This is a genomic window from Methylobacterium frigidaeris (genome assembly GCF_022179185.1).
GTDB lineage: Bacteria > Pseudomonadota > Alphaproteobacteria > Rhizobiales > Beijerinckiaceae > Methylobacterium > Methylobacterium frigidaeris.
In genome coordinates this window covers 84,624-99,064 of the sequence record NZ_BPQJ01000020.1, presented here as the reverse complement: position 1 = coordinate 99,064, position 14,441 = coordinate 84,624, and the positions used below count along the sequence as shown (strand labels likewise).

Here is a 14,441-nt window from a genome sequence, read left to right as displayed (position 1 = left end):
GGGAAAAACCGGCCTTTCAAGAAACTACGGGTACGGGACAGGGCCATGGACGCGCGTCACACCACCGACAAATCGAAGCTGCCCAGCCGCTACGTGACCGAGGGTCCCGAGCGCGCGCCGCACCGGTCGTACCTGTACGCCATGGGCCTCACCCGTGAGCAGATCCACCAGCCTCTGATCGGCGTGGCCTCGTGCTGGAACGAGGCGGCGCCCTGCAACATCTCGCTGATGCGCCAGGCCCAGGCGGTGAAGAAGGGCGTGGCCGCTGCCGGCGGCACGCCACGGGAATTCTGCACCATCACGGTCACCGACGGCATCGCCATGGGGCATCGCGGCATGCGCGCCTCGCTGCCGTCCCGCGAGGTCATCGCCGATTCGGTCGAGCTGACCATGCGCGGACACGCCTACGACGCGCTGGTCGGCCTCGCCGGCTGCGACAAGTCCCTGCCCGGCATGATGATGGCGATGGTGCGCCTCAACGTGCCGTCCGTCTTCATCTACGGCGGCTCGATCCTGCCCGGCACCTTCCGGGGCCAGCCGGTCACCATCCAGGACCTGTTCGAGGCGGTCGGCAAGCACTCGGTCGGCACGATGAGCGACGACGACCTCGACGAGCTGGAGCAGGTCGCCTGCCCGTCGGCCGGGGCCTGCGGCGCGCAGTTCACCGCCAACACCATGGCGACCGTCTCCGAGGCGATCGGCCTCGCCCTGCCCTACTCGGCCGGCGCCCCCGCCCCTTACGAGATCCGCGACCGGTTCTGCGCCACCGCCGGCGAGATGGTCATGGAGCTTCTGGCCAAGAACATCCGCCCGCGCGACATCGTCACCCGCAAGGCGCTCGAGAACGCCGCGACCGTGGTGGCGGCCTCCGGCGGCTCGACCAACGCGGCGCTGCACCTGCCGGCGATCGCGCACGAATGCGGCATCGAATTCGACCTGTTCGACGTCGCCGAGATCTTCAAGCGCACCCCCTACATCGCCGACCTGAAGCCCGGCGGGCGCTACGTCGCCAAGGACCTGTTCGAGGTCGGCGGCATCCCGCTCCTGATGAAGACCCTGCTCGACGGCGGCTACCTCCACGGCGACTGCATCACCGTCACCGGCCGCACCATCGCCGAGAACCTCGCCAAGGTGGCCTGGAACACCAACCAGGACGTGGTGCGCCCGTCGAGCCAACCGATCACCCCGACCGGGGGCGTCGTCGGCCTCAAGGGCAACCTCGCGCCCGAGGGCGCGATCGTGAAGGTCGCCGGCATGCCGCCGGAGAAGCAGACCTTCGCCGGCCCGGCCCGGGTCTTCGACAACGAGGAAGCCTGCTTCGACGCGGTGAAGAACCGCCAGTACAAGGAGGGCGAGGTCCTGGTGATCCGCTACGAGGGCCCGCGCGGCGGCCCCGGCATGCGCGAGATGCTGGCGACCACCGCCGCCCTCTACGGCCAGGGCATGGGCGACAAGGTGGCGCTCATCACCGACGGGCGCTTCTCGGGCGCCACCCGCGGCTTCTGCATCGGCCATGTCGGGCCGGAGGCAGCGGTGGGCGGCCCGATCGGCCTCCTCAAGGACGGCGACCTCATCCGCATCGACGCGATCCAGGGCACGCTCTCGGTCGACCTCACGGACGAGGAGCTGGCCCAGCGCCGCGCGGCCTGGCAGCCGCGGGCCAACGATTCGACCTCGGGCTACCTGTGGAAGTACGCGCAGACCGTCGGCCCGGCGGTGACGGGCGCGGTGACGCATCCGGGCGGGGCCCAGGAGACGCTCTCCTATGCGGATATCTGAGGCCGGCCTGCCCTCTCGGGCGGGCCGCCGGTTCCTCCTCGCGCTCCTCGGCCTCGTCATGGCCGGGGCAGGACCCGCTGCGGCGCTCGACGCCGCGGTGCGGACCCCGGTGCCCGCCACGGCGGGCTACCGCAACGCCCGCGAGGCGATGCGGACGGGCATGCGCGACTACAATGCCGGCGACAAGGAGGGCGCCGCCCGCGCCCTCGAATACGCCGCCGGCCAGGGCCACGCCCTGGCCCTGTGGAAGCTCGGCCGCATGTACGCGGAGGGCGACGGCGTCCCGCACGACGACCTCAAGGCGTTCGAGTTCTTCTCGAAGATCGCCGACGAGAACGCCGACGAGGGCCCGGAGGCTCCCAATGCGGGGGTGGTGGCGAGCGCCTTCACGGCGCTCGGGCGCTATTTCCTCGACGGGATCAAGGGGTCCTACGTGCGCCCGAACGTCGAGCGCGCCTACGACATGTTCAACTACGCGGCGACGTACTACGGGGACCCGAACGCGCAGTACAACCTCGCCCGCCTCTACCTCGACGGGACCGGCGTGACCCAGGATCCGCGCCAGGCGGCGCGCTGGTTCAACCTCGCCGCCGAGAAGGGGCACCCGGCCGCGCAGGCGCTGCTCGGCCAGCTCCTGATCAACGGCCAGGGCGTCACGGTGCAGCGTGCCCGGGGGCTCGCCTGGCTGACGCTCGCCCGCGACGCCGCGGAGGGGCCGAAGGACCAGTGGATCGTCACCCTGCAGGAACAGGCGATGGCGGCGGCCAACGAGCGGGACCGGGCCGAGGCCCAGTCCCAGGTCGACGGCTTCTACCGCCGCAGCGCCAAGGGACGCTGAGAGAGGGGACGGTCGCCGCCCCTTCTTCCTTCCTTCTTCAGCCTTGCCGAGCCGCGATCGCCGCCTGGAACGACGGGCGCTCCAGGATCCCCGCGACATAGGCCGCGAGCCGTGGCCAGCGCTTGGGCTCGACCGCCTCGCCGGCGAGATGCAGGTTGTGGAAGCCGGTCGCGACCGAGATGTCGGCGAGGCCGAAGGCGCCACCGACGAGGGCGGGCCCGTCGATCGCGCCCTCGAGATGATCGAACACCCGCGGTAATTCCTCGGTCATGCACCGGGCCACCACGGCCTCGTCGCAGGGCTGGTTCATGAATCGCGGCCGCAGCACCCGTTGCACGAAGGGCTTGACCAGCAGCGGAAACAGCTCGGTATCGCCGAGCTCGTCGAACCAGATCGCCCGGCCGAGATCGCGCGCCTCGCGCGGCAGCATGGCCGGCTCCGGGTGCCTGCGCTCCAGGTAATGGATGATCGCCGAGGAATCGGCGAGGCGGAAATCCTCGTCCTCCAGCGCCGGGATCTTGCCGAACGGGCTTGCCGCCCGGAACCGCGGATCGGGATCGTGGAAGCGCAACGGCACGTGCTTGAATTCGACGCCCTTCTCGGCGAGGACGACGAGCACCTTGCGGACGAAGGGCGACAGGCTGGTGCCGTAGAGTTTCATTGTGGGTCTCCCTGCGGCTCAGAACCGCCGGCGCGGTATCGCACCGGACGGGCCGGTTGGCACCCCTTGCTGTCCCTTCGCCGCCTGGAAACCGCGGGCTGGTGGGCCCATACTCCGGCATGGCCGTTCCCGGCCCGGAGAGGCCGACCCGTGGACGATACCTTCGAACTGCGCGAGCGCCTGTCCCGCGCCTGGCGGGCGGTGTTCGACAACGCCGTCGAGGCCGGCAGCCCGCCCGAGGCGGTGGTCGAGACGATGACGGCGGTCGCCCATGCCCGCTTCGCCGAGTTGTTCGGCACGGCCGCGGCGGCGAGCTACCTCGCGCTGCTGGCCGAGCAGATGCGCGACGTCGACCACAACGAGGCCGAGAGCCTGATCCACGGCGCGGCCCCTGAGCCGCCGCCCTTCGACGACGAGGTGACGGCGATGGATCCGGCCTGGATCGAGCGCGACCCGGTCTGAGGCCGCGGACCTTCGTGCGCTCGCGCACATGACGGGAGGCAGCAGCGGGAACGCGGGTCGGCGCCGACGATTTTTCGGCGCAGGATCACCCCGTGCCCTCGCACGAGCGCTGCCATGATTGTCCGGCCTCTCATCGTGGCTGCCGCCTGGGCAGCCTTCTGCTTCACGGCTCAGCCGCACCGGGACCAGGCCTCTCCCCAGGATCCCGTGCTTCTCTCCGGCATCGAGGCCGACCTCGCCAGCCGCCGCTGCGACGGCGTCCGGATCGATGCCGAGCACTTCCGGGCGTTCTCGTCGCAGGTCCAGCTCAACCACGCCGACTTCTTCCAGAAGCCCCGCTCGGTTCGCCTCCAGGCCGCCCTCGACGATCTCGACGGCCGGTTGCGGAGCGACAAGCGGGCGACCTGCGACGCGATCTGGGTGGCGTACGGGCCGGGAAGCCGGCTGCAGTTGCTACGGCGGGGGTGAGAGAGTTTCGATCAGGGCAGGCGGTCGGGCGGAAAGTCACGTCGACGCCCCCCCGGGATCCATAAACGCTGACACAAGAGAATGGAGCGGAACGCGATCCGCCTGCTCCTGAAAGCTCAGCGATCATGGATCCCGGGTTCCGCTACGCGGCTCCGGGATGACTCGGAGGGGCGTCGATGTCGTGATCGCGTGGTCCCATCGATCGTCGACACGCGGCGAAGGTCTCGATGGTCATCCAAAATTGAGAAGCCCGGCCTCTCGGCCGGGCTCCCCGTCATCAACCATCCTGAAGCAGGTCAGGCGCTGGCCTGGATCCAGCGGAACAGGTCGCCCTTCGGGGCGGCGCCGACCTTCTGGCCGGCGAGTTCGCCGCCCTTGAAGATCATCAGGGTCGGGATCGAGCGGATGCCGTACTTGGCCGAGATCTCGGGGTTCTCGTCCACGTTGACCTTGGCGATCTTCACCCGGCCGTTCATCTCGCTGGAGATCTCCTCCAGGGCCGGGCCGATCGCGCGGCAGGGGCCGCACCACTCGGCCCAGAAATCCACCACGACGGGCTCGGCCGATTGCAGAACGTCCTGCGCGAAGCTCGCGTCGGTCACCTTCACGGTTGCCATCGCAAAAAATCCTTTCGTCATGAAGCCGGCCGACGCCGCGGACCGGCCCGCGTAAGAGGGAAGGTAAGAACCGGGCGGGGGCCGATCAAGCGCAACGGCCAAGCCATCCCCGTTCTGCCCGTGCGTTCCCGCACGTCGGTTCACGCCAGCGTGTCGAGCGCCGCGTCGCACTCCTCCTGCGTCAGGCGGCGCAAGACCGGTCCGGCAGTCCAGATCAGGAGCGGGTGCAGGGTCCGGCCCGGATAGATCGTCGCGAGGAGTCGCGCGTAGAGCGCGACCTGCGCCGCCTGGCCCCGCGGGGTCGGCGCGCCGGGCGCCGGCGGGCGGCCGGTCTTGAAATCGACGAGCCAGACCGCCTCCTCCGTCACCGCGATGCGGTCGACCCGGCCATGCACCGGGCGCAACACCCCGCCGACCAGGAGGCTGCCGGCGAGGGTCACCTCGGCTCGGGCCCCGGGTCCGAACAGCACCGCGAGATCGGGATCGGCGAGGAGCCGCAGGGCCTCCGCGGCAATGGCGGCGCGCGGCCCTGGGTCGAGGCCCGGGGCGCGGGCGGCGACGAGGGCCTCCGCCGCGGCCGGGCGTCGCTCGGGGGCCAGGGCCGGCAGGTGCTCCAGCAGAGCGTGGACCAGCACGCCGCGGCGGCGGGCCGCCGGGTCGCTGGAGCGGGCCTCCGATCGGCGCGGCTCGTCGGCGGCGCCGAGGCCGGAGGGACGAAGCGGCGGCAGCGGCTCGGCCTCGGGCGCGACCGGGCGGTGCAGCCAGTCCGGCACGGCCTCGGGCTCGGGCGCCGGCACGGCGGTGGCGGGGGGCTCCGGGATCGCGGCGCCCTCGCGCCAGCTCTCGGCCGGGCCGTAGGGCATCTCCGCCACCTCGACGCCGCCGAAGGCTTGCACCAGGCCGCGGCGGATCATCTCGCACCAGGCCTCCGCCGGGGTCTCCTTGTCGTTGCCGGCATACGGCGCGATCACCAGCCGGTCCTTGGCCCGGGTCATGGCGACGTAGAGCAGGCGGTTGTGCTCCTCGCCGGCCTTGGCGTGCAGGGCGTCGCGAGCGGCCGCCACGGCCGGGCTGTCATGGGCCTTGGCGCTCGACCAGACCGGCACGGTGCTGCCGTCCTTGAGACGCATCGGGATCAGCGGCGGATCGCGTCCGAGCGCGTCGCAACCGTCGAGCACCAGCACCAGCGGCGCCTCCAGGCCCTTGGCGCCGTGCACCGTCATCACCCGCACCTCGTCGCGGGCGGAATCGAGGTCGCGCTTCACCGTGTGGCCGCCGGCATCGCGCCCGCCGCTCGGGGCGTAGCGGGCGAGGAAGCCGGAGAGCGAGGGCGCGTCGGGCCCGGCCTCGGCCTGGGTCGCGGCGGTGAGGAACACGTCGATGGCGTCCCCCGCCTCGCCGCCGAGGCGCTGCACCAGCAGCGCCCGGCCGCCCAGGGGCCCGAGGAGTTCGGCGTAGAAGCCGAACGGTCCGTGCGCCCGCGCGAGCGCCGCCCAGCCGTCGAGAGCCGCGATGCCGCGTTGAGCCGCCGGATCGCCGGCCTGCGCGTGGCGGCGCAACGCCGCGACCAGGGATTCGGCCGGGTCACGCTCCGCCGCGATGCCGACGAGGTCGTCGTCGGTGAGGCCGACGAGCGGCGTCTTGAGCGCGGTGGCCAGCGTCAGGTCGTCCTGCGGCAGCAGGGCGGCGCGGCCGGCCGCCACGAGGTCGAGGACCGCGATATGGGCGGCGATGTCGAGGCGGTCCTGGCCGGCCACCGGCACGCCCTCGGCCTTGAGCGCCCGGATCACCCCTTCGAACGCCGCCGAGCGCTTGCGCACCAGGATCAAGACCTCGCCGGGCCGCCAGATCCGGCCCGATTCGTCGCCGGTCGTCGTCCAGAGCCGCACGGCCTTCGCGACCCGGCGCGCCGTCACCAGGGCCGGCGCGCCGGCCTCGATCGCGTCGACCGGATGGGTCCAGGCGTCGGGCTCCTCCTCGGCGCTCGGCCGCTCGACCGGCCACAGCTCGATCTGGCCCGGCGCCCGCACCCGGGCGGTGGAATGCACGGTGCCGATGGTGGTGTCGCCGAAGGACAGACCCCGGTAATGCGCGTCGATCGCGAAGGTCGCATCGACCGCCCGCAGCACGCCGATCGCCGAGCGGAACGACAGGGTGAGGCCGACATCGGCGAAGGGCAGGCCCGCCCCTTCCGCGTCGCGCTGCCAGGCCCGGCGGGTGGTCTCGAACTCCTCCGGCGCCGCGCCCTGGAAGCTGTAGATCGACTGCTTCGGGTCGCCGACGGCGAATCGCGTGCGCGCGAGCCCGCTCCCCGCCTCGCGGGCCCCCTCCCCGGCGCAGAAATCCTCGGTGATCCGGCGCAGGATCTCCCATTGCTGCGGGTTGGTGTCCTGCGCCTCGTCGATCAGCACGTGGTCGACGCCGCGGTCGAGCTTGTAGAGCACCCAGGCCGAGTCGACCCGCGTCAGCAGGTCGAGGGTCTTGTGGATCAGGTCGTCGAAATCGAGGGCGCCGAGGCGCGCCTTCTGGGCCTCGACCCGGCGGTGGATCTCGGCCGCGAGCGTGAACAGGGCCTCGGTGCGGGCAAAGGCCCGGGCGGCCTTCAGCCGGTCGCGCAAGGCCGCGAGCCGGGCCTGCTCGGCGAGCAAGGCCTCCTTGGTCGCCGCCGGCACCGCCTTGGTGCCGAGCGAGGCGGCGGCGTAGGGGTCGCCTTCGCCCTCGTCCTTGAAGAAGGCCGCGAGGGTCAGCGTCAGCCGGGCCGGGCCGGTGGCCGAAGCGGCGAGGGCCAGGGCGTCGGCGCGCTTCTCGTCATTGGCCTTGCCGGTGCGCAGGGCCTCGATCAACCCGGCGAAACCGGGTCCACCGTCGAGCATCCGGGCCTCGATCGCCGCCAGGGTCTCGTCGGCTTCCAGGCCCAGGGCGCCCCGCAGGGCGGCGAGACGGGACGGCAGCCCGTCCGGATGCCCGATCAGGCCGCGATTCTGCACCGCCGCCATCATCGCCCGGCGCAAGGCTTCGCCCGCCGCCTCGGGAGCGACGAGGGCGAGCGCCGCGGCCAGCTCAGGGTGGCGCGCATCGACCGCGTCGGCGAGCACGTTGTCGATGGTCCGGTCGATCGCCTCGCGGGTCTGGGCCTCGTCCAGCACCACGAAGCGAGCCGGCACGTTGGCCTCGAACGGCACGAGGTGCAGCAGCCGCTCGCACAGGGCGTGCAGGGTCTCGATCTTGAGCCCGCCCGGCGTCTCGACCGCTCGGGCGAACAGGCGCCGCGCCCGGCGCAGGGTGGCGCCGTCCGGCACCCCGCCCTCCAGCGCCGTCAGTTCCTCGCGCAACGCCGCCTCGTCGAGGGTGACCCAGCGGCCGAGGCGCTCGAAGACCCGGATCGCCATGTTGGCGGCGGCGGCCTTGGTGAAGGTGAGGCAGAGGATCTTGGCCGGGGCCGCGCCGTGCAGCAGCAGGCGCACCACCCGGTCGGTGAGCACCTTGGTCTTGCCCGCCCCCGCATTGGCCGACACCCAGGCCGAGGCCCGCGGATCCGCCGCCCGCCGCTGCGCCGCCTGCGTCAGGCCATCGACAACGAACCCCTCGATACCCATCCAAACTCCCGCTCCGGCCAGACGGCCATCCTGCCGCGCTCGCACTCAACGGGGCGTTGCCTCAAGCCGAATCGGGGGGCGGTGCACAGGGATTTCGGGAAGCGTTGCGGTGGGGGCACAGGAGCGTCCCGCTCGGGGAGCGACGGGACCGTCAGGGTTCGGATGAGGCGCGCGGTTCTCCTCTCCCCGCCCGCGGGGAGAGGAGAACCGCGACTTTTCTTCCACCCGCACACCCCCGGCAAGTCCTTGTGACGGAGAGCCGGGATCAAAGCCCCGGCACACAAGCCGCGCTTCCGATGAGGTGCGCCGGCGCACATCCCGACGCCCTCGTCTCAATCGGGCATGCGGGATTTGTGCAATGCGGTGAACTTTCCGCTGCGTCCGCCGTTTTACCCTGCAGTCCCCCACTGACCGAGGGCGCGTGAGCGCATCGGCGGCGGACATCGACCAACCCGGCACAGCGAGGACCCTTGATGCTGAAGACCATCACCTATGCGATGATCGGTGTCCTGGCCTGCGGGCTGCTGGTGGCCGTCGTCGGCGCCTCCGGCAACCTCGTGGGCGCGCAGTAGAAACATTGCGAGACCCGTCCCGGGGACGGGCCTCGCCCCTCACTTCTCCCGGAAGGCCCGGGCGACCTGGTCGGCGAGCGGCTTGGTGAAGAAGCTCAGGACTGTGCGGCTTTGAGTCTGGATGAAGGCCTCCACCGGCATGCCGGGGGTGAGGCGCACCGTGCCGAGGCGCTTCAGCTCCGCTTCCGGCACCGCGACGCGGGTCGTGTAGGTACCCTGACCGGTGCGCGGATCGGTGGTCAGGTCGGGGGAGATCCGCGAGACCGTCCCCATGATCACCGGCGTGGTGCGCTGGTTGAAGGCCGAGAAGCGCAACGACGCCGCCTGGCCGACATGGACCTGGTCGATGTCCTGCGGCGCGAGCTTGGCCTCGACGGTCAGGTGATCCGCGGTCGGCACGATCTGCATGATCTCGGCGCCGGGCGCTACCACGCCGCCCACCGTGTGGACCGCGAGCTGGTGCACGAGACCGTCCTGCGGCGCCCGGATCTCGACGCGCTTCAGCTGGTCCTCGGCGGTGATGCGCCGCTCGGCATATTCCGACACCTTGCTGCGGATCTCGGCCAGCTCCTTGCCGACCTCGGTGCGCAGGTCCTGGTCGATCTGCAGGATTTGCAGCCGCGTCTCGGTGATGCGGCCGCGCACCTGGGCGATGGTGGAGATCAGGGTCCCCTTCTCGCCCTCGAGCCGGGCGAGGTCGCGCTCCAGCGCGCTCACTCGCTGGATCGGCACCAGCTTCTTGTCCCATAGGTCGCGCACCCCGCCGAGCTCCCGCTCGATCAGGACGATCTCCCGGGCCTTGGCGGCGATCTGCTCGTCGAGGCCGCGGATCTGCTCGTCGAGCTGGCCGACCCGCTCGGCGAGCTGGGACTTCTGGCCCTCGCGGGCGCTGACCCTCGTCTGGAACAGGCGGCGCTCGCCGTTCATCAGCCCGGCCACCACCGGGTCGGCGGCGCGGCGCGTCAGATCGTCCGGGAAGGCGACGTCGGAGGCCCCGTCGCGCTCGGCCTCGAGGCGGGCGCGGCGGGCGGTCGATTCGTCGATCGACCGGGTGACGATGGCGAGGTTCGCTTGCAGCACCGTCTCGTCGAGGCGCAGGAGCACGTCGCCGGCGGCGACCCGGTCGCCGTTCTTCACCTTGAGCTGGCCGACGACGCCGCCGGTCGGGTGCTGCACCTTCTTGACGTCGGATTCGACCACCAGCGAGCCGGCGGTGACGACGGCGCCGGAGAATTCCGCCGTCGCGGCCCAGCCGCCGGCTCCGACGAACAGGAGCGCGCCACCCACCGCACCGGCGAGCAGGTGACGGCGGATCGAGGCGCGCGTCGCGGGGGACATTCCGGCCTCGGGGGTGATCGGGCTCATCACGCGCGCCCTCCCTGGGCGACCTTGAGGGTGAAGCCGGGCGCGAAGCTCGCCGAGCCGGCATGCATCGGCCGCTCCGCCGGCATCGGGCGCGGCCGGTTGAGGGCGGGCAGGATCTCGTCGCGGGGGCCGAGCGCCTGGACGCGGCCGTGGGCCATCACCATCACCTGGTCGACCGCCGCCAGCGCGCTCGGCCGGTGGGCGATCACCACCACGATGCCGCCCCGCGCCCGCACCCCGGCGATCGCCTCGGTGAGCGCCGCCTCGCCCTCCTGGTCGAGGTTCGAGTTCGGCTCGTCGAGCACCACCAGGAAGGGGTCGCCGTAGAGGGCGCGGGCGAGGGCCAGGCGCTGGCGCTGGCCGGCGGAGAGCAGCGCACCGCGCTCGCCGATCTGGGTCTGGTAGCCCTCGGGCAGGGACAGGATCAGGTCGTGGACCCGCGCCGCCTTGGCCGCCGCGATGATCCCGTCGGCCTCGGCCCCGGGCCGGAAGCGCGCGATGTTGGCCGCCACCGTGCCGGGAAACAGCTCGACCTCCTGCGGCAGGTAGCCGACATGGCGGCCGAGATCCTGCGGCCGCCACTGGTCGAGGCGGGCGCCGTCGAGGCGCACCGCGCCGCGGTCCGCGGGCCAGATCCCCACGAGCAGGCGGGCGAGCGACGACTTGCCCGAGGCGCTGTGGCCGACGATGCCGAGCCCCTGCCCCGGCACGAGCGTGAAGCCGACGTCGAGGGCGGTGAGGCGCTGGCTGCCGGGCGGGCCGACGCTCGCCTGCTCGACGGTGAGCGACGCGCGCGGCGCCGGCAGGGTCAGGCCCTCCGGCTCCGGACCGGCGGCCGACAGGGCCGCGCCGAGATGGCGCCAGCACTCGCGGGCGGCGGAGAAGGTCTTCCAGTAGCCGATCGCCTGGTCGATCGGCGCCAGCGCCCGGGCGCTCAGGATCGAGCCGGCGATGATGACTCCGGCGGTGGCCTCCTGGCGGATCACCAGGAAGGCGCCGACGCCGAGCACCGCCGATTGCAGCAGCACGCGCAGGACCTTCGAGGCGTTGTGGATCGCTCCCGTGATCTCGGCGGTGCGCTCCTGGGTGGCGTGCGAGGCGGCGTTGACCCGGGACCAGATGCCGGCCAGGTCGGGCTCCATGCCCATCGCCCGCACGGTCTCGGCGTTGCGCCGGCTCGCGTCGGCGACGAAGCCCCGGGCGGCGGAGGCCTCGCGGGCGTCGCGGGCGTGGTGGCGGGTGAGGATCTCGGCGAGCACCGTCAGGCCGACGAGCGCCACCGCCCCGAGGAGTGCGGTGAGGCCGATCCAGACGTGGAAGGCGAAGAGCAGGCCGAGATAGACCGGGATCCAGGGCAGGTCGAACAGCGCGCCCGGGCCCCCGCCGGCGAGGGCGGAGCGGATCTGGTCGAGGTCGCGCATCGGGCGCAGGCCGTCGGCCTCCGCCCGGCCGCGCAGGGGCAGGGTGACGACGGCGCGGAAGACCTGCCGGCTCAGGGATTCGTCGAAAGCCTTGCCGGCCCGCAGCAGCAGGCGCGACCGGATCAGGTCGAAGAAGCCCTGGCCGAGATAGAGCACCAGCACGATCAGGCTCAGGCCCACCAGCGTCGGCACGCTGCGGCTCGGGATCACCCGGTCGTAGACTTCGAGCATGTAGAACGAGCCGGCGAGCGCCAGCAGGTTCACGGCCCCGCTGAGCACCGCGACGCCGAGGATGACGTGGCGCAGCCGCGCCAGAGCCGCCACCATCGGCGGCGCCGAGGCGGCCCGGGACCGCCCGAGGCCGAAGGCCGTCAAGGCGTCCTGGCGAAGACCATCCTGGCTGGGCATGCCCGCCTCGCCGGGCCCGGCCGCGCCGGCCTCCCCTGCGGAGGCGAGGCGGCCGCGCACCCGGTGCAGCGCCGGTGCGGCCAGACCGAGGGCGGCGTCGCGGGCGCGCCGGACGGTGCCGGTCACCGGGAAGCGGGGATCGGAGCGGGGATCGAGAGATGTCACGGGGTGGCTGGGCTCCGTTCGGCGGCGCGCGGCGACGGGGTGGTTGCGGGCGGCGCAGCGGATGCGGGAGGGACGCGCGGAGGACCCCGCCCGCCGAGGGGCGGGCGGGGCGTCACGAGCCTCAGACGAGGTAGTCGTGGAAGGTGAAGTGCTTGGTACCGCTATCGGCCAGGGTCAGGTGGGCGCTCTGGACGTTCTGTCCGTCATAGGTAGCGCTGTCGACGTAGAGGTTGCGGTCCTTCGCGTCCGATCCGCCCCACGCATCGTTGAGGAACTTGATCGCCACGTCGTGGTCGCCCTGGCCCCAGTCGCCGCGCACCGAGATCAGGTCGGACTGACCGGCGCTGTGCAGGGACTTCGCGGTCTGGACCCCGCCGATCTGCTTGCCGTCCACCGAGATGGTGTACTGCGCGTTGCCGTTATAGGCGTCCTGGCTGATCTTGAGCAGCAGCTGGTCGGAGCCGCTGCCGAGGCTGACGCTCGGCTGCGCCGTGCCGCCCGTTGACGGAGTGGTCGCGGGGGGCGCCGCGGGGGTCGTCGTCACCGGCGTCGTCGTGACCGGCGTGCTCGGCGCGCTGTGGTCGCCGCCGCCCGCCGGGGTCGCGGCGGTGTTGTTCGTCACCATCTCGAGGTGCGAGCGGATCGCGCCCATGTCCTTGAACAGGTTGTCGACCTGGCCCTGGCTCACGCCCTTCTCGAGATAGGCGAGCTGCAGCGTGTTCGGGCCGGCAGTGTCGGTGACGTAGCCGCCGTAGTTCTGGTAGGCCTTGGCCAGCGCCATGCCCTCTTGGGTCGTGATGCCGATCTTGGTGAGATCGACGTCCTTCGGGATCGCGAACAGCGAGCCGAGCGGGATGCTGCCCGAGTAGCTGCCGCTGAAGCTGTCGGCAGTGGTCGCCGGCCAGACGTAGGGCGTGCTGCTGGAGCCGGCCTGGGTCGTCGAGATCGCCATCGCCACGGCGTGGTCGATGTTGAGCGTGTCGAGATCCTCCTTCTGCACCACGCCGCCCATCAGCGACATGCCGGCGGCGCGGATGCCCTCGTGCGCGCCCGGCACGTTGGCGATGCCGTCACCCGTCACGGTGTTCTCGACGACGTAGTTGGCGTGGTAGCTGTTGCCACCGGTCTTCGAGCCGAGCCAGGTCTCGATGTAGTGCTGGCCGTCCTCGGAGACGATGATCGCCCAGCCGTCGCCAGTCTTGAACTGCACGTCGGTCGGCGTCCGCATCTGGAACGTGCCGTTCATCGACGAGGTGTTGCCGAAGGTCCAGTCGGCGTTGGTGCCCCGGCTGTCGTAGCTCCAGGTCGCCATCGGGTCGGTCGACTTGGCCTGATAGATCGGAATCGCGTCCTGGCCGATCCAGGTGTTCACGCCGGCCTGATGCTGGATGGAGGCGGTCTGCGCACCGGATGCAGCCTGGAACTGGGCGTTCGACCCGATCGGGGTGTTCCAAATGCTGCTCGGCGCAAAAGGCTGCGCGACCGTTTGAAAAGCCATGTATCACTTCCGATTCTGTGGAATGGTCGCCGGACCGCAGGCAGCGGCGGCATGGATGCGTCATCGTGAGAAGATCAGCGCCCGTCCGGGGCCCGATCCGATGTGCGAGCCGGACAATAAGTAGCAACGTTTGCCTGTCAAGCCTGTGTTAATAACCATAGTCTTATCGATACTTCATCAAATAATTCTACAACGATTCAGGGTGGCCCGGTGATTCGCCGCTTCTTTCCGGCAAAATTTGTGCAGTGAATGACGATCCGTGCGGCAGCGGGAGGTCGCTGAGCCAAGAGATCGGGGGCGACAACTCTCGGCGCCATGATGCAGTGCAGCAACTCGGCCGTATTGAGAGCGCGCGGATTGGTCTGCACAGCTGTCCGACTGTCAACATACGGCGCCGTACATAAGATGAATGATCGTCCCGATATGAGACAGGCCTTGACGGCCGGCGATGAGAGACGGCCTTGAATACGGCGAAGCTGCGCGTCGATTGTACGGCGCATCGGCTCCCGGCAGACCATCCGGGCATTGCATGCAGTCGGTCCGGCCTCGACGATTGCCGGCACGACGATGATCCACGAACCGCTACCTGCG

General features: G+C 71.3%; 10 protein-coding genes. 4 read left to right on the top strand and 6 right to left on the bottom strand.

The annotated features are described in order from the left end of the window. The first annotated feature begins 45 nt into the window (after positions 1-45). Positions 46-1,779 (top strand): dihydroxy-acid dehydratase, encoded by a 1,734-nt coding sequence (ilvD, locus tag MFF64_RS20660; RefSeq protein ID WP_099903238.1) that lies wholly within the window; start codon positions 46-48, stop codon positions 1,777-1,779. Then, entirely contained in the window at positions 1,766-2,617 is an 852-nt protein-coding gene (locus MFF64_RS20655) for a tetratricopeptide repeat protein (RefSeq protein WP_438823086.1), read from the top strand. Before ilvD ends, MFF64_RS20655 begins: the two co-directional genes overlap by 14 nt. A 37-nt stretch (positions 2,618-2,654) precedes the next feature. Here the strand turns inward: MFF64_RS20655 and MFF64_RS20650 are convergent, their stop codons facing one another. Beyond that, entirely contained in the window at positions 2,655-3,278 is a 624-nt protein-coding gene (locus tag MFF64_RS20650; protein ID WP_238192279.1) for a glutathione S-transferase family protein, read from the bottom strand. Positions 3,279-3,428: 150 nt separating this feature from the next. Here MFF64_RS20650 and MFF64_RS20645 point away from each other — a divergent pair, with 150 nt between their 5' ends. Then, complete coding sequence (locus MFF64_RS20645; protein ID WP_238192278.1) at positions 3,429-3,740, top strand: hypothetical protein; 312 nt, start codon at positions 3,429-3,431, stop codon at positions 3,738-3,740. A gap of 114 nt (positions 3,741-3,854) precedes the next feature. Then, complete coding sequence (locus MFF64_RS20640) at positions 3,855-4,208, top strand: hypothetical protein (RefSeq protein ID WP_099904544.1); 354 nt, start codon at positions 3,855-3,857, stop codon at positions 4,206-4,208. A gap of 296 nt (positions 4,209-4,504) precedes the next feature. On the opposite strand, the gene trxA is transcribed toward MFF64_RS20640, so the two are convergent. The 5 genes from trxA to MFF64_RS20615 all read right to left on the bottom strand — a co-directional run bounded on the left by trxA (position 4,505) and on the right by MFF64_RS20615 (position 13,850). Continuing rightward, a complete protein-coding gene (trxA, locus tag MFF64_RS20635; protein WP_099904546.1) occupies positions 4,505-4,825 on the bottom strand; it encodes a thioredoxin in 321 nt (106 codons plus the stop codon). A 140-nt stretch (positions 4,826-4,965) separates the two neighbouring features. Then, positions 4,966-8,421: a double-strand break repair helicase AddA gene (addA, locus tag MFF64_RS20630; RefSeq protein WP_238192276.1), complete on the bottom strand. Its 3,456-nt coding sequence runs from the start codon at positions 8,419-8,421 to the stop codon at positions 4,966-4,968. Between the two features lie 611 nt (positions 8,422-9,032). Beyond that, the gene (locus tag MFF64_RS20625; protein WP_238192274.1) at positions 9,033-10,358 is read right to left on the bottom strand and encodes an HlyD family type I secretion periplasmic adaptor subunit; all 1,326 of its coding nucleotides are present in this window, start codon (positions 10,356-10,358) and stop codon (positions 9,033-9,035) included. Next, positions 10,358-12,106: a type I secretion system permease/ATPase gene (locus tag MFF64_RS20620; RefSeq protein WP_425324414.1), complete on the bottom strand. Its 1,749-nt coding sequence runs from the start codon at positions 12,104-12,106 to the stop codon at positions 10,358-10,360. Before MFF64_RS20620 ends, MFF64_RS20625 begins: the two co-directional genes overlap by 1 nt. A 367-nt stretch (positions 12,107-12,473) precedes the next feature. Continuing rightward, positions 12,474-13,850 (bottom strand): carbohydrate-binding domain-containing protein, encoded by a 1,377-nt coding sequence (locus MFF64_RS20615; RefSeq protein ID WP_238192270.1) that lies wholly within the window; start codon positions 13,848-13,850, stop codon positions 12,474-12,476. Positions 13,851-14,441 lie beyond the last annotated feature (591 nt).

What these genes read in the sequence shown, in the direction of transcription:
- MFF64_RS20625 (WP_238192274.1), bottom strand. Translation starts at nt 10,358, where the DNA reads ATGAGCCCGATCACCCCCGAGGCCGGAATGTCCCCCGCGACGCGCGCC.
- MFF64_RS20655 (WP_438823086.1), top strand. Translation starts at nt 1,766, where the DNA reads ATGCGGATATCTGAGGCCGGCCTGCCCTCTCGGGCGGGCCGCCGGTTC.
- ilvD (WP_099903238.1), top strand. Translation starts at nt 46, where the DNA reads ATGGACGCGCGTCACACCACCGACAAATCGAAGCTGCCCAGCCGCTAC.
- MFF64_RS20620 (WP_425324414.1), bottom strand. Translation starts at nt 12,106, where the DNA reads ATGGTGGCGGCTCTGGCGCGGCTGCGCCACGTCATCCTCGGCGTCGCG.
- addA (WP_238192276.1), bottom strand. Translation starts at nt 8,421, where the DNA reads ATGGGTATCGAGGGGTTCGTTGTCGATGGCCTGACGCAGGCGGCGCAG.
- MFF64_RS20640 (WP_099904544.1), top strand. Translation starts at nt 3,855, where the DNA reads ATGATTGTCCGGCCTCTCATCGTGGCTGCCGCCTGGGCAGCCTTCTGC.
- MFF64_RS20650 (WP_238192279.1), bottom strand. Translation starts at nt 3,278, where the DNA reads ATGAAACTCTACGGCACCAGCCTGTCGCCCTTCGTCCGCAAGGTGCTC.
- trxA (WP_099904546.1), bottom strand. Translation starts at nt 4,825, where the DNA reads ATGGCAACCGTGAAGGTGACCGACGCGAGCTTCGCGCAGGACGTTCTG.
- MFF64_RS20615 (WP_238192270.1), bottom strand. Translation starts at nt 13,850, where the DNA reads ATGGCTTTTCAAACGGTCGCGCAGCCTTTTGCGCCGAGCAGCATTTGG.